Genomic DNA, 21,511 nt, shown 5'->3' with positions numbered 1-21,511 from the left:
ACATTCTTAATTGGTTTTCTTTTGAATTTCCTTTAAATGAGATAAATTTGCCCTTCAAACAAATTTACAAATGAAAAACTTTAAAATGAAGCCAAGACTAATCGCCTTTTTTGCATTAGGAATTGGATTTTTAACCTTGTCATGGGGAATCGTTGGTCACGAACGTATTAACAAAGCAGCTGTAATGGCTCTGCCTCGACCAATACAAATATTCTTTTACAATCATATTGACTTTATTACGCAGGAAGCTTCTGTTCCGGACATTCGTAAATATGCCCTGAATTCTAAAGACGAAAATCCAAGACATTATTTTGATATGGAAAATTTTGGTTCTGTTGACAGTTTACCAAAAACTATGGAAGAAGCAAAGAAAAAATACGATGCTAAATTCTTGAACGACAACGGAATTTTACCTTGGTATATTGAAGATATGATGGTTAAATTAACTAAAGCTTTCAAAGATAAAAACAGAGCAGAAATTTTATTTCTTGCTGCTGATTTAGGTCATTATATTGGTGATGCTCATATGCCACTGCACACTTCTGCAAATCATGACGGACAATTAAGCGATCAAAAAGGAATTCATTCACTTTGGGAAAGCAGATTACCAGAATTGTTTGCTAAAAATTATAAACTAAATGTTCCGCAGGCACAATATTATGGAGATGTTCATAAGGCAGTTTGGGATATGATTAATGATACACATAGTTTAGCTCAACCGTTATTAGATATAGATAAAAAACTAAGAACGGCAACTCCTGAAAATCAGGTTTTCAAGATGGATGCTGATGGAAAAGTTTTGAAAAGTAAATACAATTCGGCGGTTTTCTCTGATGAATACGCTAAAAAACTGCATAAAGAGTTAAATGGAATGGTTGAAAACCAAATGAGAAAAGCTATTACTGCAACAGCTAGTTTTTGGTATACTGCGTGGGTAAATGCCGGAAAACCTGACTTAAGCGATTTAGATTCATCTGCAGTTACACAAAGAAACAATCAGGCTTTAAAAGATGATCTTCAATTATATCAAAACGGAGATCTTTTTGGAATGCAGAATCAAAATGATTAAAAGTTTTGTTTCAAGTTTCTTTAGTTTGCTTCGCCAATTCGGCTAAAGCCTCGTGTCATGTTTCAAGTTTGAAAACTAAACAAGAAAGCCTCAAATTCAATTAGAATTTGAGGCTTTCTTTTGAATTATTTCCTTGCTAAATTTGCGGTTAAACTTGAAACCTGAAACATTTTTACTTTTCATATTTCTTGTGTTTCAACATGTCAGAAGCAGTCTGGTAAAACGAAATAGTTTCATTGACCAAATCAGTTCTTTCTGTTTGCAACGGAATTTCATCATAATAAATTTGATATTCCGGAGCAACTCCTGGTTTTGGATTCAATTTTAGTTCAAATTGTTTTACTATTTGTTTAGGAGATAAAATGGTCAAAATATTATCTTTTATCAAACCTAAATCCTGATAAGTTGCAATAAAAGCTCTTGGTTTATAATCAGATTTCAAAACATCCTGCCCAAAAAACTTGCTTTGATAATCAAAATGTAATAATCCAAAAAGCGTTGGCATTAAATCAATTTGAGACATTAATTTACTGCATTTTGCAGGTTTTTTACCGGGACTATAAATAAAAGCCGGAATTCTATATTTATCCAAAGGGAGCTGTGTTTTTCCGGCACTTGAAGCGCAATGATCGGCTACAATAACAAAAACAGTATTCTGGAACCATGGTTGTTTGCTTGCTATTTCAAAGAATTTTCTCAATGAATAATCCGTATATTTTACGCCGCCGTCACGAGATTTAATATCGCCAGGAATATCAATTTTATTATTAGGATAAGTAAAAGGCCTGTGATTGCTAACCGTCATAATATGATTAAAGAAAGGTTTGTTTTGTGTAAACTCAGTATTCATAACCTTTATGGCTTTGTTATACATGTCTTCGTCACAAACGCCCCAAACATTTGAGAATGTAATTTCTTCAGGAGAAAAACTAGATTTGTCTACAATTTGATAACCGTTTCCAGAATAAAAGTCCTGCATATTATCAAAAAATGCATCTCCACCGTACATAAATTTTACATTGTATCCTTTTTGTGTGAATATAGCCCCTGTAGAAAATTTATTTTTATTGTCTTCTCTTTTTACAACACTTTCTCCTGCTGTTGGAGGCAAACATAAAGTTACGGCTTCCAATCCACGAACAGTTCTGTTTCCTGCTGCATATAAATTGGTAAATTGAAGACTTTTTTGTGCCAGGCTATCTAAGAAAGGAGTAATATTTTGATTATTTCCATAAGCCTTCATAAAGTTGGCGCTATAACTCTCGATAGTAATTAATACTACGTTTTTATGATTTTCAATAGAATCTCCGGTAATTTTTCGGGTTGTGTTTTCTCCGGAAATAGCGTTAAGCTGCTGCTTTAAAATTACGAATGCTTTTTCATTAGGAAGCGTTTTGTAAAACTTAAAGTAATCTAATTTGTTATTCTGAAAAGCCAAATAGAATTTATAAATACCATTAGCTTGCAATTCATTAACAAAAACATTTTTAGAATTTTCAGTTTTAGCCAACGTAGGAATAGCGATTAAAGAAAGGGCAAATAAACTAAGGTAAACTAAAGTGATTTTTACTTTTTCACTTATGGTTGGAATATTATCTATGTAATTTCTGGAATTTTTGAGAATAAAATAGGTAACAACTCCTGTTACTAAAAATAAAGCTGAAAATATAGGAATTACGGGATAAGACTGCATTATATTTCCGATAACCTCATTAGTGTAAATCAGATAATTAACAGCAATAAAATTGTATTTTACTCCAAATTCATTCCAAAAGAAATATTCGCTTAAACCATTTTGAAGAATTAATAGAACGTATAAAAAGATCACAAAGGCAAATAACCAAAATCTGATTTTAACTCTCCATTTTGGAAGGAAAAGCAAAAGAGCAAATAGTAACGTTTTTATTCCAATAAAAATTAAAATAATCTCAGGCAATGCACCTCCGTATTCATCAAAAATACTTTTTCCGGAAGCTACATATAGAAATAGTGCAACAAATATCCCAAGAATAATATATCCAAAAGGTTTGCTGTATTTCGAATTTGAAATAAAAATTAAATACAACCACAAAAAAACACTCGCTACAATAAATACGAAAAAATCTGAAACAAGACCTAAACTAAAGATTTTCAGACTCTGAAGAATAGTAAAAGAGCTTTGCGTAATAGGATGGAAAAACAGCACAATTCGCAGCAGAAAACTTATGGCAAAATAGAAAAAAGCAAGATTGTAAAAAGGGGCAAGTTTCTTGTAAAAAGTCATGAGATTATTTTTTTACAAAATTAATTCCGATTCATTAATTCGGGATTAAGTTCCGCTTTTACCTTACTTAGTGTTAACTTAATGTTTTCTTAAGATGATTAAGTTTGTTTTAATCTAACGTTTTGATTCTCTAGTGCGCCTTAAAATATTTATCTTTGACTAATTCAAAAGAAATCAAATCTAAATTAAATAAATACATGCATATTTTAATAGTTGAAGATGAGTTAGGAATTGTTCAGTTTTTGCAACAAGGTTTACAAGAGGAAGGTTATGAGGTAACAACTGCCAATGATGGCTCAAAAGGCTTTGAATTAGTTCAGAATCAACAATTTGATTTGATTTTGTTAGATTGGATGTTGCCTAAAATCAATGGTTTGGATTTATGTAAAGCCATTAGAATTAAAGATCAAAAAACACCAATAATCTTTTTAACTGCAAAAGATACCGTGCAGGAAACTATAGAAGGACTTAAAGCTGGTGCAAATGATTATATTAAAAAACCATTTAGTTTTGAAGAATTGGTTGAACGTATTAAAGTTCATTTTAGAAATAGAAAAGAAAACGAAATACTTACTTTAGGAACCATTAAAATAGATTTGTCCAAACATATTGTATTAAAAAATGATGAAGAAGTCGCTTTAACCCAAAGAGAATTTGAATTGCTAACTTATTTAATTCAGCACAAAGGTAAGGTTTGTACCCGAAATCAGATCTTAAAAGATGTCTGGGAAATCAATTTTGAATATGATACCGGAGTTATAGACGTTTTTATGAATGCTATCCGAAAAAAACTCAATTTAAAAATTGAAGAAGATTATATAAAAACAATTCGCGGTATTGGTTACATCGCAAACGACTTATAAATGATACAAATTTCTTTTAAAAACAGAATTGCGTTAAATTATATAATCACTACTGGTTTATTGATTTTAGTGGTTTTTTCGGTAATTTACTCGATCGTAAAACATACTGTTTACAGTCATATAGATGAAAATATAAAGGTTGAAATCAAGAACCATTTAGCAGAAATCAAGGTCGTTGGCGACAAAGTAATTTTAATTGATGAAGAAGAATGGAATGAGCGCGAACACAATACTGTAGATGTAAATCCGGTTTTTGTTGAGTTTTTAGATTTGAACAAAAAGATTATCGAAAAAGCGCCTAATCTAAAAACAGAAACTCTTGAATTTAAAGATTCAGTAGAAGATTATGAGTTGTTTGAGACCAAAATGGGAGATCATGATATTAGACAAATTCAGGTACCGCTTCATGTCAAAAAGAAACAAATAGGATATATTATAGTTGCTATGTCATTGGCCGATTCCAAATTGGTCTTAAATAATTTATTTGACATCATGTGTTTGTCATTTTTAGCAATTTTATTATTGCTGTTTTTTATTGCCAGATTCTTTGCCGGACGAAGTATAAAGCCGATAAATGCGATTATAACTACTTCAAAAATTATTACAAAAGACAATTTGAAAACTCGAATTCCGTTGCCTAAAACTCGTGACGAATTATATACGCTTTCAAAAACCATTAATAACTTATTAAACCGAATTGAAGATGCAATTGAACGTGAGAAACAGTTCACGTCTGATGCATCTCATGAATTAAGAACACCACTAACTGTTATTAAAGGAACACTTGAAGTTTTGATTCGTAAACCTCGTGATAATAAGGAATATGAAGAAAAGATAAATTATTGTATAAATGAAGTGGATCATCTAAACAGGCTCGTTGATCAGCTTCTTTTAATAGCACGTTTTGAGAATCAAAAGCAAAATATTAATACAGAATCGGTTTATTTGAATGCTTTAATTTTAGATGTTTTGATATTGAATTCAGAAAAAATAAACAACAAAAAGTTAAATATAAAATTTGATGCTGAACAGGATTATTATATTCAATCTGATAATTTTTTGGTGATTACTATTTTAAGGAATATTATTTCGAATGCAATTAAGTACACTAATAGTAATGGACAAGTTTTGATTTTACTATCAAAACAAAACGGAAAAAACAGTTTGTGAAATTTCAGATAACGGAATCGGAATTGAGAAGGGAGATTTAGACGCAATTTTAAATCCTTTTTTTAGATCAAACTCTACAGATCATCCCGAAATTAAAGGAACTGGACTAGGTTTGTCGATTGTGAAAAGAACTACCGAGTTACTTGGTATTAAATTTAAAATTGAAAGCGAAATAGAAGTAGGAACCTCAGTTATTTTAAGTTTTAACGAAAATATGAAAACGTTATCGTAATTGAAAAAATCTAATAAAAATAGCCTCTAGAATATTTTTTAACAATAAACTATCGTTAAGTTAAATTAAAAATTGTTTTTTTATGAAATTAACTAGTATATTTGCAACCGAATCAAAGAATTATAAAACAAACCAAACAATGATTTCAAATCAATTACATCACCATCATTTTCATTATTGCTCTCAGGCGATGTGTTAATGGTATGCATGTAAATCATCATATTTTAAAACCCGTTTGAGTACATCAAGCGGGTTTTTTAATTCCAATTCTTTGTACTCAAACTATTAATTCAACAAACAACTAAAAAATGAGTACTTTAAAAATTGCAATTCAAAAATCAGGTCGTTTAAACGAAGACAGCATTCAAATCCTAAAAGATTGTGGTATTTCGATCAATAACGGAAACGATCAGTTAAAAGCAGAAGCTTCCAATTTTCCATTAGAAGTTTTATACCTAAGAAATTCAGATATTCCTCAGTATTTAATTGATGGAGTAGTAGATTTAGCTATCGTTGGCGATAATTTATTAGTAGAAAAAGGAAAACATATCGAAGTAATTCAGAAACTTGGATTCTCGAAATGCAAGGTTTCTGTAGCTGTTCCTAAAACTTTCGAATATAATTCGATTCAGGATTTAGCAGGATTGCGTATTGCAACTTCTTATCCAAACACGGTTAACGAATATTTCAATTCTTTCGGATTGACGGTTGATATTCACCAAATTTCAGGTTCTGTAGAAATTGCACCAAACATTGGTCTTGCTGATGCTATTGTGGATATCGTTTCAAGCGGAAGCACTTTATTCAAAAACAATTTAAGAGAAGTAGAAGTGATTCTGAAAAGTGAAGCTGTTTTAGCGGTTTCTCCAAAAGTTTCTCCGGAAATTCAAAAACACATCGATACTTTAAAATTCAGAATTCAATCCGTTTTAAGAGCGCGAAATTCAAAATACATCTTGATGAACGTTCCAAACGATAAAATCGATGAAATCGGAAAAATTCTTCCAGTTTTAAGAAGTTTAACTGTTTTGCCATTAGCTCAGGAAGGTTGGAGTAGTGTTCACTCGGTAATCGATAAAGACACTTTTTGGGATGTAATTGATAAATTAAAAGAGGCAGGAGCCGAAGGGATTTTAGTTTGCCCAATTGAGAAAATGGTTCTTTAAGACTTCGTCCGCTTTAAGCTTTAGGCAATATGCTTTAGGCTAAAAAAATAAAGACAAAGTAAATAAAGCTTACAGCCTACAGTTTATAGCATAAAGCAAAAAATAATGAATAAGATAGACAATCCAAAACCAGAAACCTGGTCAGAAATATTAAAAAGATCAACCAAAACAATCGAAGATATCGAAGTTACGGTTAAAGAAATTTTTAAAGAAGTACAGAAAAAAGGGGATGAAGCCGTTGCAAAATACACATCAATTTTCGACGGAATTGCTTTTGACAATTATGAAGTTACTCCGGAAGAAATTGAAGAAGCAATTAATTCGATTTCAGACGAGTTGAAAGCTTCAATTCAATTGGCAAAAGCAAATATTCTAAAATTTCACACGGCTCAAAAAACAGATCGAATTTCAGTTGAAACGACAGAGGGTGTAAATTGCTGGCAGGAAAAAAGACCAATTCAAAAAATTGGTTTGTATATTCCGGGTGGTACAGCGCCTTTGTTTTCAACAGTTTTAATGTTGGCAGTTCCTGCTGAAATTGCAGGCTGTAAAGAAATTGTTTTGTGTTCGCCTCCAGACAAAACAGGAAAAATAAATCCGGCGATTTTGTATACGGCCAACTTATGCGGAGTTACCAAAATATTAAAAGTAGGCGGAATTCAGGCAATTGCGGGAATGACATTTGGAACGCAATCAATTCCGAAAGTGTATAAAATTTTCGGACCAGGAAATCAGTTTGTAACAGTAGCAAAACAATTGGCAACTCAGTTTGGAGTAGCGATCGATATGCCGGCCGGACCTTCAGAATTGTTGATTGTTGCTGATGATACCGCGGTTCCGTCATTTGTAGCATCCGATTTATTATCTCAGGCAGAGCACGGAACAGATAGTCAGGTCATTTTGGTTTCGACTTCAAATAAATTAATTGATGCTGTTGAAAAAGAAATTCAAATACAACTTGAAGCACTTCCGAGAAAAGCAATTGCTAAAAAAGCTATTGAGAATTCAAAATTAATTTATATTGAAAATGATCAGATTGCTTTGGATTTAATCAATGAATACGGTCCCGAACACTTTATTATTTGTTCCGAATACGATGATTTTTATTGCAACGGAATTGTAAACGCAGGTTCTGTTTTTATTGGTAATTATACACCGGAAAGCGCTGGAGATTATGCTTCTGGAACAAATCATACATTACCTACAAACGGTTACGCTAAGAATTATAGCGGAGTAAATCTGGATAGCTTTATGAAATCAATGACATTTCAGAAAATCTCTAAAACCGGAATTCTAAACATTGGAAAAGCTATTGAAATTATGGCTGAAGCCGAAGGGTTACAAGCGCATAAAAATGCTGTAACGTTGAGATTAAAGAGTATAGAGTAAAGAAAATAGAGTAAAGAATATAGAACAAAGAATATAGAAAATTTTACAGATAAAATGAGAAGTCTATTCTCTTTATTCTATTTTCTATATTCTAAAAATTAAGATAATGGAATTCGATATAAATACAATAACACGTGAAAACGTAAAAACATTAAAACCATATTCCTCTGCACGAGATGAGTTTGAAGATTTTGATACTGCCGAAATGATTTTTTTGGATGCCAATGAAAATCCGTTTCAGAATGGTGTGAATCGTTATCCTGATCCACAGCAAAGTTCAGTAAAGGCGATTTTGGCTAAGAATAATAATGTAAAATCAAGTCAGATTTTACTAGGAAACGGAAGCGACGAAGTTTTGGATTTACTTTTCAGGGCTTTTTGTGAACCAAAAACAGATAATATTATTTCATTGCCACCAACCTACGGAATGTACAGTGTTTTGGCGAATATTAATGCGGTAGAAAATAGGGAAGTTTTACTTTCAACAGATTTTCAACCACAGGTTGAGAAAATTTTAGAAGCTGTTGATGCTCATACAAAAATCATCTTTTTATGTTCGCCAAATAACCCAACAGGAAATTCTTTCTCTGATGAAAGTGTGGTGAAATTACTTCAAAATTTTAAAGGATTGGTTGTCATTGATGAAGCTTATATTGACTTTTCAGACAAAGAAAGCTGGTTGACAGAAATGGATGAGTATCCAAATTTGGTTATTACACAAACACTTTCAAAAGCGTATGGTTTGGCCGGAATTCGTTTAGGAATTTGTTATGCTTCTGAAGCTGTAATTTCGGTTCTGAACAAAATAAAACCACCGTATAACGTAAATGAATTAACTCAACAGAGGGCCATTTTACGTTTAAAGGATTCTGATAAGATAAAACAAGAAATAACTTCTATAATTGAGCAAAGAGAGGAATTACTTAAAGTTTTACTTGAGGTTAGTTTTGTTGAAAAAGTGTATCCAACAGAGGCAAATTTTGTACTCGTAAAAGTAGATGATGCCAACAAAAGATATGACGAATTAATTGCAAAAGGAATCGTAATTCGCAACAGAACAACTCAGCCCTTATGCGAAAATTGTTTGCGTTTTACAATTGGAATTCCAGAGGAGAATGATAAATTGAAGGACATTTTATTGGGATTAAATAAGTAGAAATTTTGAAATGAAAATAGTAAAACTAAATAAATTTTTAATTATAACTTTTTTGAGTATTACTGCACTAATGAAAGCGCAAGATAGCGTAAGTATTCCAAAAAAAGCAAAGGTGTATTTTTTAAGATCAACTGGTTTTGTAGGATCTGGAGCTTCTTTTAAAACCTATATTGACGGTGAACTCGTTTCTAAATTAAGTAATAAAAAATATTCGATTCATGAAGTTTCTGAAGGAAAGCATGAATGTTATGTTTTGTTTGGAGGATTAAAGATTAATGAAAAGGTTGAAAAATGTGAAATTGAGGTTCAACCAAACAAAATAACTTATGTTCAGTTTTTTTTAGATAATGGAATTTTAGGCTTTAAAATTTATTGTAAAGAAATCACAGAGGAAGATGCAAAAAAGAAAATAGAAAAAATGAAAGAAGAAGTAAAATACCTATGATTTTATTCTGAATTCATCATTAATATAAGAAATATAAAATGAAAAAAGTACTTTTTATCGATCGTGACGGAACGATTGTTTTAGAACCTGAAAATTTACAGTTGGATAGCCTGGATAAATTAGAATTTTACCCAAAAGCTTTTCAATATTTGGCTAAAATTGCCAATGAATTAGATTACGAATTGGCAATGGTTACGAATCAGGACGGATTGGGAACGGATAGTTTTCCGGAAGATACGTTTTGGCCAACACAGAATTTTATTTTAAAAGCCTTTAAAAATGAAGGGGTTTTGTTTGATGCTATTTTTGTTGACAGATCTTTTCCTGAAGACAATGCACCAACACGCAAGCCACGAACCGGAATGCTGACAAAATATTTGAATAACTCTGAATATGATTTAGCCAATTCTTTTGTTTTAGGAGATCGTTTGACGGATGTTGAATTAGCAAAAAACCTGGGTGCTAAAGCGATTTACATGAATATGACAGACGGAATTGGAAGCAATGAAATTTCGTCTAAACGTGAAGAATTGGATGATACAATTATCCTGCAAACAACGGACTGGAAAACAATTTATGAGTTTTTGAAATTGGAGGCACGTTCGGCATCGATTAAGCGTAAAACACATGAGACCGATATCTTCATTAATGTAAATTTAGATGGAACCGGGAAAAGCAAAATAGATACAGGTATCGCATTTTTCGATCATATGTTAGATCAAATTTCTCGTCACGGTCAAATGGACTTGGAAATACTCGTAAAAGGCGATCTTGAAGTTGATGAGCATCATACAATTGAAGATACTGCAATTGCTCTGGGAGAAGTTTTTGCAAAAGCATTAGGAAATAAATTAGGAATCGAGCGCTATGGTTTCTGTTTGCCAATGGATGATTGTCTGGCGCAAGTGGCAATTGATTTCGGCGGAAGAAACTGGTTAGTTTGGGAAACCGAATTTAAACGTGAAATGGTGGGTAAAATGCCAACGGAAATGTTTTATCATTTCTTTAAGTCATTCTCTGACGGAGCCAAAGCTAATATTAACATTAAAGCGGAAGGAATCAATGAGCACCACAAAATTGAAGCGATTTTTAAAGCTTTCGCAAAAGCTATAAAAGTAGCAGTGAAAAGAGATACTGAAAAAATGATTTTACCTTCAACGAAAGGAATGTTGTAAAACGCTATAAGCAATAGGCTATAGGCATTAGGCCTAAAGTTTAGAGCTTAAAGCTTAAAGCTTTTTTAATGAAAATAGTAATTATAAATTACGGAGCAGGAAATATTCAGAGCATAATGTTTGCTATTGAGAGGCTTGGTTTTAAAGCTGTTTTGAGTAATAATCCGGAAGAAATTAAGCAGGCTGATAAAGTGATTTTTCCTGGTGTGGGTGAAGCAAGTTCGGCTATGAAAAAACTGAAGGAAAGCGGTTTGGATAATTTGATTCCGACATTGAGACAGCCGGTTTTAGGTATTTGTCTGGGAATGCAATTGATGTGCAAATCATCTGAAGAAGGAAATACCAAAGGTTTGGGGATTTTTGATGTTGATGTGATTAAATTTACTTCGAAAGTAAAAGTACCACAAATGGGATGGAATCAGATTTACGATTTAAAATCAGATTTATTTAAAGGTATTCCGGAAAATGAATTTATGTATTTGGTACATAGTTTTTATGCTCCAAACTGCATTGAAGCTATTGCAACAACGGATTATGAGTTAGAATATGCATCGGCATTGCAAAAAGATAATTTTTATGGAACTCAGTTCCATCCGGAGAAAAGCGGAGCTGTTGGAGAGAAAATATTAGAGAATTTTTTGAAATTAAATTCCAATATCTAGAAATTCAAAAACAATATCAAAAATCAATTTCAATCCAATATCAGTTTTCAGAAATCTAAAATCTAAAATCTGAACTCTAAAATAATAAAACATGAGAATAATACCAGCCATAGATATCATTGACGGAAAATGTGTTCGTTTGTCAAAAGGCGATTACGATACCAAGATAATTTACAATGAAAATCCGCTAGAAGTGGCGAAATCATTTGAAGCGCACGGAATTGAGTATTTACATTTAGTAGACTTAGACGGTGCAAAATCGAGTAAAATTGTCAATTATAAAATTCTGGAGCAAATTGCGACACAAACGAGTTTGCAAATTGATTTTGGAGGTGGTTTAAAATCAGATGAAGATTTAAAAATTGCTTTTGAAAGTGGTGCAAATCAAATAACTGGCGGAAGTATTGCGATTAAAAACAGGGCAATCTTCGAAAAATGGATTTCAGAATATGGCTCTGATAAAATCATTTTAGGCGCTGACGCCAAAGACGAAAAAGTTGCGATTTCAGGTTGGTTAGAAGATTCTGATGAAGATTTGATTCCGTTTATTCAGGAATATCAAATGAAAGGAATTCAATATGTTATTTGTACAGATATAGCCAAAGATGGAATGCTTGAAGGCCCAAGTTTTGATTTATATAAGAAAATTTTAGATGAAGCAAATGGAGTAAAACTTATTGCTTCAGGTGGAATCTCGACTTTTGATGAATTGCCAAAATTAGCTGAATTAGGTTGCGAGGGAACGATAATCGGAAAAGCCATCTATGAAGGTAGAATTACGTTGAAACAGTTAGAGAACTACATAATTAGAAAATGAGAATTAATTAGATAATGTGCCAATGAGAAAATTAGAAAATTTTTGACATTGCGTTTAAATTATGTAATTTTCTAATTGACACATAAGAAACTAACACATTAAAACTACAGATTATGATAACTTGTCACTTAAAATACGTTATAGATCCTTATCAATTAGAGGCATTTGAAGATTACGGTAAAAGGTGGATTAAAATAGTAAATCGTTTAGGAGGCAAACATCATGGTTATTTTATGCCTTCGGAAGGAGCAAATAATATAGCCTATGCTTTATTTTCATTTCCAAGTCTATCAGATTATGAAAATTATAGAAAAAAAATGTTTTCAAAAGACGATCAGGAGTGTGTAGAAGCTTTTAAAATTGCTGAAAACACAAGATGCATTATAAGTTACGAAAGAACCTTTTTGAGTCCTGTATTCGAGTAGAAAAAATTAGATAATGAGAGAATTAGACAATTAGATAATTTAATACGGAGCGTAAAATTATCTAATTGTCAAATTTTCTAATTAACACATTTAAAAAGATGTTAGCAAAAAGAATCATCCCCTGTTTGGATATAAAAAACGGAAGAACCGTAAAAGGCGTTAACTTTGTTGACTTGCGCGATGCTGGTGATCCGGTAGAATTGGCGGAAATTTATTCAGCAGAAGGTGCGGACGAATTGGTTTTTCTGGATATTTCGGCTACTGAAGAACGTCGTAAAACGTTGGTCAATATGGTGCGAAGTGTTGCGGAAAAAATCAACATTCCGTTTACAGTTGGTGGTGGAATTTCATCTGTAGAAGATGTTGAAATTCTTTTGAATAATGGCGCTGATAAAGTTTCGATTAATTCATCGGCAGTTAAAAATCCACAGTTGATTAATGATTTGGCTCAGAAATTTGGAAGCCAATGTGTTGTGGTTGCTATTGATGCCAAACAAATCAACGGACAATGGATCGTACATTTGGTTGGTGGAAAAGTACCCACAGAACTAAATTTATTCGATTGGGCTATAGAAGTTGCTGAACGTGGGGCAGGCGAAATCTTATTCACATCAATGGATAATGACGGAACTAAAAATGGTTTTGCAAACGAAGCTTTAGCAAAATTATCTGAATTAATCAATATTCCAATTATTGCTTCAGGCGGAGCGGGAAACATTCAGCATTTTGTAGATTCATTCAAAAAAGGAAAAGCAGATGCAGCTTTAGCAGCCAGTGTTTTTCACTTTAAAGAGATTGAGATAAAAGCTTTGAAAGAGGAATTGCGAAAAAATGATATTGAGGTTAGACTTTAAGAGAATAGAGTCAAGAAGAAAGAAGAAAGAAAACTAAAATAAAAGAGATCAGCAATCTAAAATCTGAGATCTAAAATCTAAAATTATAATGAATATAGATATTAAAAGCTCACGCGGATTGATTCCGGCCATAATTCAGGATTCAGAAACAAAAAATGTTTTGATGCTGGGTTATATGAATGAAGAATCGATTCAAAAGACAATAGAAACTCAAAAAGTAACTTTTTATAGCCGTTCGAAACAAAGACTTTGGACAAAAGGCGAAGAGAGTGGTAACTTTTTAGAACTTGTAGATATTAAAAATGACTGTGATGGTGATACACTTTTAATCCAGGCAAAACCAGTTGGACCAACGTGTCACACAGGCGCAGATACGTGTTGGCAGGAAGAAAATAAAGAAAATTACGGTTTCATTTCTAACTTAGAAAAAACAATTGCAACTCGTAGAGAAAATGCCGATTCTGAGAAGAGTTATGTAGCTTCATTATTCGAAAAAGGAATCAATAAAATTGCTCAAAAGGTAGGCGAAGAGGCTGTTGAAGTCGTTATTGAAGCCAAAGACGACAATGACGATTTATTCTTAAGTGAAAGTGCTGATTTATTATTTCATTATTTGATTTTACTACAAGCAAAAGGCTTTCAATTGAATGATGTTGTTGATGTTTTGAAGAAACGTCAAAAGTAATACAAGATTGTCAGACTGAGCAAAGCCGAAGTCCGCAAAGTGATTCAGCATAAGAAACTTCGACTTCGCTCAGTCTGACAATAACAACAATAAGAATAAAATCAGCAATAATCCGTTAAAATCCGCGTCATTCGCGTTCCATTTTAATTAATCCACAAACTCAAAAATCGCAAATTCCTGTGGTTGATGAAATCCAAATTTTAAGCTTTTGTAAGATTGTATGGCAAGATATTCGGTAGTATTACCGTAATCAATTCTAAAAGTATTTCCTTTCCATTTTGTTCCAAATGTTGGCTTCTTGAAATTTCCATTTTGAACTTTATCCAAACTCGAAAACGGAATTTTAATTTCGGTAGTATAGCCTTCAGATGTAATTGTACTTACTGCTTCAAGACCTTCAATATCAAAAGTCATTGAAGTTTTCCATCCACCACAATCAGATGAAATGCATTTCAATAACATATCATAATTAGTTGAAAAAGCATTCACTCCAATTTCGATGTAATTTTGGCCATCCCCGTCAGGATCAATAAAAATTTCCACTAAATCATCAGTTTTAAATATTTGAGCATCTTTTTTCTTACTTGATCCAATGATTTTAGAATCGACTGAATTATAAGCAATATAAAGGTTTTCATCATTCCACAAAAGTGAAACCATTGTATTTTGAGTAGCATTTGCATCAGAATTATGAATTACAAATGGGCCCAAAAAAGGTGTTTTCCAATCTGATAAATCTCCATCAATAATTAATTTATCAGTTGTTTTATGAATCGGAATGTTTTGCGAATACATTGTTATCGAGCACAAACAATATAAAAAAGAAGCAATTGAAATGGTTTTCATAAAACAATAGTAAAAAAATGAATTGGCTAAAATAAGGAAGAATTGTAAACTTTAACATTAAATTTTTCTAATCGAAATTATAAAATTATTAAAAACTTGATTCGAATGTTTACTTTTGTTGACGATTAAGTTCGATTAAATACCCTATTTATTTCAAATTTCTAATTTATGAAAAATTACTTTGGAGGCATTTTTATTGCTTTTTTGGTTGGTTTTAATGCCAATGCGCAAGGACTTCTAAATAAGTCTGAGACTGCTTTTACACATCAGGATTCTTTACGCGGAAGCATTACAAAAGAACGATCCTGGTGGGATTTAAAATATTATCATCTTGATGTAAAAGTAAATCCGGCTGGAAAAACAATTACGGGTTCAAATACGGTAAAATATACTGTTTTATCAGAATACAATAAAATGCAGATTGATTTGCAGCAACCAATGCAGATTTACAAAGTAATTCAGGATGGAAAAGAATTGAAATTTGAAAGAGATGGAAATGCATTTTTCATTCAGTTAACAGCTAAACAAAAAGTAGGCGAGACCAAAGAAATCGTAATTTCTTTTGGAGGAAAACCTAAAGAAGCCGTTAGACCACCTTGGGATGGCGGAATTACATGGAAAAAAGATAATAACGGTAAAGATTTCATCGCTTCTTCTTGTCAGGGTTTAGGTGCCAGCGTTTGGTGGCCAAACAAAGACCATATGTATGATGAAGTTGAAAATATGTTGATTAGTGTTAATGTTCCGGGAGATTTGACAGATGTGTCGAACGGAAGACTAAAAAGCGTTAAAAAAGAAAAAGACGGTACTAAAACTTTTAATTGGTATGTTTCAAACCCAATTAATAATTACGGAGTAAATATCAATATTGGAGATTACGTTAATTTCTCTGAAAAATATAAAGGAGAAAAAGGAGAATTGGATTGTAATTATTATGTTTTGCGTGATAATTTGGCTAAAGCCAAAGAACAGTTTAAAGATGCTCCAAGAATGCTAAAAGCTTTTGAGAACTGGTTTGGACCTTATCCATTCTACGAAGACAGTTACAAATTGGTTGAAGCGCCTTATTTAGGTATGGAACATCAAAGTAGTGTTACTTACGGAAATGAATATAAAAATGGTTATTTAGGTCGTGATTTAAGCGGAACTGGCTGGGGATTAAAATTTGATTTTATAATTATTCACGAATCCGGACACGAATGGTTTGCCAACAATATTACGTATAAAGATATTGCAGATATGTGGATTCATGAGAGTTTTACAAACTATTCTGAAAGTCTTTTTGTCGAATATTATTACGGAAAAGAAGCCGGAGCAGAATATGTTCGTGGATGCAGAAAAAACATTCAGAACGATACGCCAATTATTGGGCATTATGATGTAAATAACGAAGGATCAGGTGATATGTATCCAAAAGGAGCAAACATGTTGCATACAATCCGTCAAATTATAAATGATGATGCAAAATGGAAATCTATTTTAAGAGGTTTAAACAGTACTTTTTATCATCAAACAGTTACTTCTAAACAGATTGAAGAGTATATCAATACGCAATCCGGAATTAATTTCAACAGAGTTTTTGCTCAATATTTAACCACAACTCAAATTCCGGTTTTTGAATATATGTTCAAAAACGGAACTTTAGGGTACCATTGGACTAATTGCGTTGCAAAATTTGATATGCCGGTAAAAGTAAAAATAAATGGTGTTGAAACTTGGTTGAAACCAACAACAGAATGGCAATCAGTGAAAACAGCCAATGAAAACAGAACTTTAGAAGTGGATAAAGATTTTTATGTAACGAGTTCTAATATTGTGGAATAAATTCTTTTAAATTTCAATAAAAAAATCCCAAATTCCAATTCTGGGGAATTTAGTAAACCCGACAGGTTTTTAAAACCTGTCGGGTTTGTTATATAAAAACTATTCACAAAGTATGTCATTTCGACGAAGGAGAAATCCTCGCAAGAAGCTCCGTGGAAAAAATCGGCAATCTTTGTCGAGTTACTTGCGGGGATTTCTCCTTCGTCGAAATGACATAAAAGGGTTAAAGATTAATAACCCTTTTATTGGAATTTGGAATTTTAAAAATTGGAATTTAAACTTTCTATCTGCTGCTTAATTTCGCTTTTTCCTTAATAATATCAGCAATTTTTCGGTTTTCAATTTTGCTTTCCAGCCACGAAATAATATCTAAATAAAGGAAAGCTCTTTTCTCGTAGGTATTTTTCTCCAATTCGATAAAACGCTCTCGCATCTTAATAAATTCTTTTTTAATGTCTGTTGGATAGAAGTTGTTTAAGTTTCTCAGGAATTTAATGATTTCCTTTTGAACTTCATGTAAATCATTCATTTTCAATAAAAACTTGTACGTGCTTTTAAGATGATTTTCTAAATAATAATCTTTTCCTAACTCATAATGTGCAATCAACGATAATAGTCTCGCAAAACACATTAAATCCTCACGCATCGTTAAGTTCTTGTTGTTAATTATTTTATCTAAATAAAGAATGCATTCGTTATACTTTTCATTTCCAAAGTAAATTGATGCAATTTTATAGAAAAATAACATTTCGTGATGTTCGTCAAGATGATCGCTGTGAATTTTTATTTTCTCCAGAATCTCCGGAATCAAATATTCGCTTTCGGCAAAAGTACCTTCTAGTATATGTAAATTTAACTTATTGTTATAAACATATAGAAATGATAGTGATGCAATGTTATCGTTTACCGGAAATTTATCATCCTGAATAGTTTGCTCTAAAAGCGATAAATATTTTTTGAAATTAGATTTGTATTTTAACATGTAAAGCGATTCCAAAAAGTAATGGTTTCCCTTTAAGAAAAAAACCGGATTTTGGTAAATCATATTTGGGTTATCATAAAATAATGTAACCCATTTATAAGCGTATTTATAACTTGCCAGGAAATCCTGAACAAGGAAACTGCGCCAAAGATTGGCATTGTAAAACCAATATTTTTCCCGGAATCCAAATTTACTTTCGTCTAATTTCGCAGTATGTCTGTTGAAATAATCATCAATATATTTATACTCTTCATCATTTTTTACGTAACCTGTTTTTAACATGATTCCGTATAACTGCAGCGATAAATTTGACAATTTGCTTGAAATGGTATTTCTGTAATTCAATTCTTTTGCCTGAATCACCAACTCATCTGCACGGCCCTGAATACTTCGGGTAATATATTGTGATTCGATTAGTTTTTCGAACTCGACAATTTCATATGCCATATATTTTTCATCATTTTCCAGTGCAATGATTTTTGTCTTATCCAGAATTTTCAAACTCTGTTTGTACAATCCTTTATTATATAAAATCCCTGCAAAATCAATTTGTTCACGCAATTGATATCGAATATTCTGACTCGGAATATTCAATCGAATACTGACTAGGATTTGTTTGTATAAATATGATTTTAAGTTAGATAGCTGTATTTTTTTTATGATGCCACTTTTTAGAATAAGCTTTTCATCATAGGTTTCAGATTTATCTAAAATATTAAATAATTCAATGAATTTAGTATTCGAACTTGTTTCCAATCGGCTTGCAAAAATTTTAAACTGTCTTTTTTCAGATTTGGAAAGCGATTTTATCAGAACAAATAAGAAATCTTTTTGATGGTTAGCCATTGTAAAATATAATAATATAACTTATTGATTGTTAGTGATTTAACTCGTTATAAATTGTGTTATGAACAGTATAATTTCATTAAAATGAATTTCATACTGTATAAGTACAATATATATTTGTTATCAAGATGTGAAATTACATTAAATAAATGAATATGAATAGAGAGAAAGTTCAAATTTTTGACACCACTTTGCGCGATGGTGAACAAGTTCCAGGATGTAAGTTAGATACTAAACAAAAATTAGTTATCGCAGAACGACTAGACAAAATGGGAGTTGACGTTATCGAAGCAGGTTTTCCTGTGTCAAGTCCGGGCGATTTTTTATCGGTCTCTGAGATTTGTAAAATTGTAGAAAATGCAACCGTCTGTGGACTAACAAGAGCCGTAAAAAACGACATCGATGTTGCTGCAGCAGCTTTAAAGCATGCTAAAAGACCTAGAATCCACACAGGAATCGGAACATCTGAATCTCATATACTCCATAAATTAAATACTACCAGAGAAGATATTATAGCAAGAGCAAAATATGCTGTTTCTCACGCAAAATCATATGTAGAAGACGTTGAGTTTTATGCAGAAGATGCAGGTAGAACAGATAACGCGTTCTTAGCACAAGTTTGTGAAGAAGTAATTAAATCCGGAGCAACTGTATTAAATATTCCTGATACAACAGGATATTGTTTGCCGGAAGAATACGGAGCAAAAATTAAATATTTAAGAGAAAACGTAAAAGGAATCGAAAACGTAATCCTTTCATGTCACTGCCATAATGATTTAGGAATGGCAACTGCAAACTCTATTGCAGGAGCAATAAATGGAGCAAGACAAATAGAATGTACTATTAATGGTATTGGTGAAAGAGCAGGAAATACTGCACTTGAAGAAGTGGTAATGATTTTTAAACAACATCCTTACCTTAATTTGGATACAAACATCAATACAAGAGAATTGAACGAAATGAGTCGTTTGGTTTCTGAAAGTATGGGAATGATTGTTCAGCCAAATAAAGCTATTGTAGGAGCAAATGCTTTTGCACACAGTTCAGGAATTCATCAGGATGGTGTGATCAAGAACAGAGCAACTTATGAAATCATGGATCCGCTTGATGTGGGTGTGAATGAATCATCCATTATTTTGACAGCAAGAAGCGGAAGAGCTGCTTTGGCGTATCGTGCTAAAAAAGTAGGTTACGAACTAACAAAAGTACAATTGGATATTGTTTATGTTGAGTTTTTGAAATTCGCCGACATTAAAAAAGAAGTTGTAGATGCTGATATTCATCAGATCATTGAAGCTTCTAAAATTCAGGGTGACTTGATCAGAAGCTAGTTAGAAATAAAATAGAGCAAAGAAGAAAGAAAATAGAAGAAAGATAAAAATAAAGATTTAAATACATAAAGAACGAGACGTTATGAATTTGAAAATAGCAGTTTTACCAGGAGACGGAATTGGACCAGAAGTAATTTTACAAGCCAAAAAAGCGTTGTACGCAATTGGTGAGGTTTACAATCATGAATTTGTATTTGAAGAAGCACTCATGGGTGCGATTGCTATTGACAAAACAGGTAATCCGCTTCCGGAACAAACTTTAAATCTTTGTTTAAATACTGACGCTGTTTTATTTGGAGCGATAGGAGATCCTAAATATGACAATAATCCAAATGCAAAAGTTCGTCCGGAGCAAGGATTATTGAAATTACGTAAGGAACTAGGCTTATTTGCAAATATTCGTCCAATAAAACCGTATAAATCACTAATTGATGCTTCTCCTTTAAAAAGAGAAATTATTGAAGGAGCTGATTTTACTATTTTCAGAGAATTAACAGGCGGTGCTTATTTTGGAGCCAAAACACTAAATGAAGAAGGAACACATGCTTCTGATTTATGTGAATATTCAGAAGAAGAAATTACCAGAATTGCACATTTAGCTTTTAAATCGGCACAAAACCGTCGTAAGAAGTTAACAATGGTAGATAAAGCAAATGTTTTAGAAACCTCAAGATTATGGAGAAAAGTAGTTCAGAAAGTAGGCGAAAACTATCCAGATGTAGCTTTAGACTTTTTGTTTGTTGATAATGCAGCAATGCAAATTATCTTAAATCCAAAACAATTTGATGTGATTTTGACAGAGAATTTATTCGGAGATATTTTATCAGATGAAGCAAGCGTTATCACAGGTTCAATCGGTTTACTGGCTTCGGCATCTTTAGGAGAAAAAAATGCTTTGTTTGAGCCAATTCACGGTTCTTATCCACAAGCAAAAGGAAAAAATATTGCCAACCCAATTGCTTCTATTTTATCAGCCGCAATGCTGTTAGAGCATTTTGGTTTGTTTAAAGAAGCCAATATAATTTATCAGGCAATTGAAAAAGCAATTGAATTTAAAGTAGTTACTGTTGATTTAAAACCAGATTCAAAATTCGGTACAAATGAAGTAGGGGAGTTTGTTTCTAATTTTATTTTCAGCAAAGACGACTTATTATATTTTAATAATGACAACGTTCATATCGGACAATCGACAATTGTTTAATATTTTTTGTTAAAACTTAAAAGAAATAACAAGAAGTATTTAAAATGTTGAGATTTTATTTTTTTAGTCACTTAAGTTTTTATACTTTTGTCACACTAAAAAAAATAAAA

The 21,511-nt window shown here is 32.1% G+C and carries 20 protein-coding genes; 17 read left to right on the top strand and 3 right to left on the bottom strand.

Annotated features, from left to right (window positions below; translation table 11 throughout):
- Positions 1-70: 70 nt before the first annotated feature.
- Positions 71-1,069, top strand: a complete 999-nt coding sequence (locus tag IHE43_RS14405; RefSeq protein ID WP_192184532.1) for a zinc dependent phospholipase C family protein — start codon at positions 71-73, stop codon at positions 1,067-1,069.
- A gap of 172 nt (positions 1,070-1,241) precedes the next feature.
- Here IHE43_RS14405 and IHE43_RS14400 read toward each other — a convergent pair whose 3' ends face one another.
- Positions 1,242-3,332, bottom strand: a complete 2,091-nt coding sequence (locus tag IHE43_RS14400) for an LTA synthase family protein (RefSeq protein WP_192184531.1) — start codon at positions 3,330-3,332, stop codon at positions 1,242-1,244.
- A gap of 197 nt (positions 3,333-3,529) precedes the next feature.
- On the opposite strand from IHE43_RS14400, the gene IHE43_RS14395 reads away from it, so the two are divergent.
- The 13 genes from IHE43_RS14395 to hisIE all read left to right on the top strand — a co-directional run bounded on the left by IHE43_RS14395 (position 3,530) and on the right by hisIE (position 14,371).
- Positions 3,530-4,195: a response regulator transcription factor gene (locus IHE43_RS14395; protein ID WP_192188226.1), complete on the top strand. Its 666-nt coding sequence runs from the start codon at positions 3,530-3,532 to the stop codon at positions 4,193-4,195.
- A complete protein-coding gene (locus IHE43_RS14390) occupies positions 4,196-5,365 on the top strand; it encodes a HAMP domain-containing sensor histidine kinase (RefSeq protein WP_225585120.1) in 1,170 nt (389 codons plus the stop codon).
- A gap of 1 nt (position 5,366) precedes the next feature.
- Entirely contained in the window at positions 5,367-5,597 is a 231-nt protein-coding gene (locus tag IHE43_RS23660) for an ATP-binding protein (RefSeq protein WP_225585501.1), read from the top strand.
- 308 nt (positions 5,598-5,905) lie between these two features.
- Positions 5,906-6,763: an ATP phosphoribosyltransferase gene (gene hisG, locus IHE43_RS14385; protein ID WP_065450122.1), complete on the top strand. Its 858-nt coding sequence runs from the start codon at positions 5,906-5,908 to the stop codon at positions 6,761-6,763.
- A gap of 105 nt (positions 6,764-6,868) precedes the next feature.
- The gene (gene hisD / locus IHE43_RS14380) at positions 6,869-8,152 is read left to right on the top strand and encodes a histidinol dehydrogenase (RefSeq protein WP_192184530.1); all 1,284 of its coding nucleotides are present in this window, start codon (positions 6,869-6,871) and stop codon (positions 8,150-8,152) included.
- A gap of 106 nt (positions 8,153-8,258) precedes the next feature.
- Complete coding sequence (gene hisC, locus IHE43_RS14375) at positions 8,259-9,308, top strand: histidinol-phosphate transaminase (protein WP_192184529.1); 1,050 nt, start codon at positions 8,259-8,261, stop codon at positions 9,306-9,308.
- 10 nt (positions 9,309-9,318) lie between these two features.
- Positions 9,319-9,753, top strand: a complete 435-nt coding sequence (locus IHE43_RS14370) for a hypothetical protein (RefSeq protein WP_192184528.1) — start codon at positions 9,319-9,321, stop codon at positions 9,751-9,753.
- A gap of 38 nt (positions 9,754-9,791) precedes the next feature.
- Entirely contained in the window at positions 9,792-10,928 is a 1,137-nt protein-coding gene (gene hisB / locus IHE43_RS14365) for a bifunctional histidinol-phosphatase/imidazoleglycerol-phosphate dehydratase HisB (protein ID WP_192184527.1), read from the top strand.
- Positions 10,929-10,996: 68 nt separating this feature from the next.
- Complete coding sequence (gene hisH / locus IHE43_RS14360; protein WP_192184526.1) at positions 10,997-11,590, top strand: imidazole glycerol phosphate synthase subunit HisH; 594 nt, start codon at positions 10,997-10,999, stop codon at positions 11,588-11,590.
- Positions 11,591-11,681: 91 nt separating this feature from the next.
- Positions 11,682-12,407: a 1-(5-phosphoribosyl)-5-[(5-phosphoribosylamino)methylideneamino]imidazole-4-carboxamide isomerase gene (hisA, locus tag IHE43_RS14355; RefSeq protein WP_192184525.1), complete on the top strand. Its 726-nt coding sequence runs from the start codon at positions 11,682-11,684 to the stop codon at positions 12,405-12,407.
- A gap of 113 nt (positions 12,408-12,520) precedes the next feature.
- On the top strand, positions 12,521-12,832 hold the full coding sequence (locus tag IHE43_RS14350) for an NIPSNAP family protein (RefSeq protein ID WP_192184524.1): 312 nt from the start codon (positions 12,521-12,523) through the stop codon (positions 12,830-12,832).
- Positions 12,833-12,930: 98 nt separating this feature from the next.
- On the top strand, positions 12,931-13,686 hold the full coding sequence (gene hisF / locus IHE43_RS14345; RefSeq protein WP_192184523.1) for an imidazole glycerol phosphate synthase subunit HisF: 756 nt from the start codon (positions 12,931-12,933) through the stop codon (positions 13,684-13,686).
- 85 nt (positions 13,687-13,771) lie between these two features.
- Positions 13,772-14,371, top strand: coding sequence for a bifunctional phosphoribosyl-AMP cyclohydrolase/phosphoribosyl-ATP diphosphatase HisIE (gene hisIE, locus IHE43_RS14340; RefSeq protein ID WP_370526747.1), 600 nt, complete (start codon positions 13,772-13,774; stop codon positions 14,369-14,371).
- A gap of 147 nt (positions 14,372-14,518) precedes the next feature.
- Here the strand turns inward: hisIE and IHE43_RS14335 are convergent, their stop codons facing one another.
- A complete protein-coding gene (locus IHE43_RS14335) occupies positions 14,519-15,217 on the bottom strand; it encodes a carbohydrate-binding family 9-like protein (RefSeq protein ID WP_192184521.1) in 699 nt (232 codons plus the stop codon).
- Between the two features lie 168 nt (positions 15,218-15,385).
- Here IHE43_RS14335 and IHE43_RS14330 point away from each other — a divergent pair, with 168 nt between their 5' ends.
- The gene (locus tag IHE43_RS14330) at positions 15,386-17,041 is read left to right on the top strand and encodes a M1 family metallopeptidase (protein WP_192184520.1); all 1,656 of its coding nucleotides are present in this window, start codon (positions 15,386-15,388) and stop codon (positions 17,039-17,041) included.
- Positions 17,042-17,324: 283 nt separating this feature from the next.
- On the opposite strand, the gene IHE43_RS14325 is transcribed toward IHE43_RS14330, so the two are convergent.
- Positions 17,325-18,869 carry a hypothetical protein gene (locus IHE43_RS14325; RefSeq protein ID WP_192184519.1) on the bottom strand — a complete coding sequence of 515 codons (1,545 nt, stop codon included), beginning with the start codon at positions 18,867-18,869 and terminating at the stop codon, positions 17,325-17,327.
- 155 nt (positions 18,870-19,024) lie between these two features.
- Here IHE43_RS14325 and IHE43_RS14320 point away from each other — a divergent pair, with 155 nt between their 5' ends.
- Entirely contained in the window at positions 19,025-20,200 is a 1,176-nt protein-coding gene (locus tag IHE43_RS14320; protein ID WP_192184518.1) for a 2-isopropylmalate synthase, read from the top strand.
- 82 nt (positions 20,201-20,282) lie between these two features.
- Entirely contained in the window at positions 20,283-21,401 is a 1,119-nt protein-coding gene (gene leuB, locus IHE43_RS14315; protein WP_192184517.1) for a 3-isopropylmalate dehydrogenase, read from the top strand.
- The last annotated feature ends 110 nt before the right edge of the window (positions 21,402-21,511 follow it).

This window comes from Flavobacterium sp. MDT1-60, from assembly GCF_014844035.1.
In the GTDB taxonomy this organism is placed as follows: Bacteria; Bacteroidota; Bacteroidia; order Flavobacteriales; family Flavobacteriaceae; genus Flavobacterium.
The sequence above is the reverse complement of the archived record's forward strand: the minus strand, read 5'-3'. Positions and strand labels throughout refer to the sequence as shown.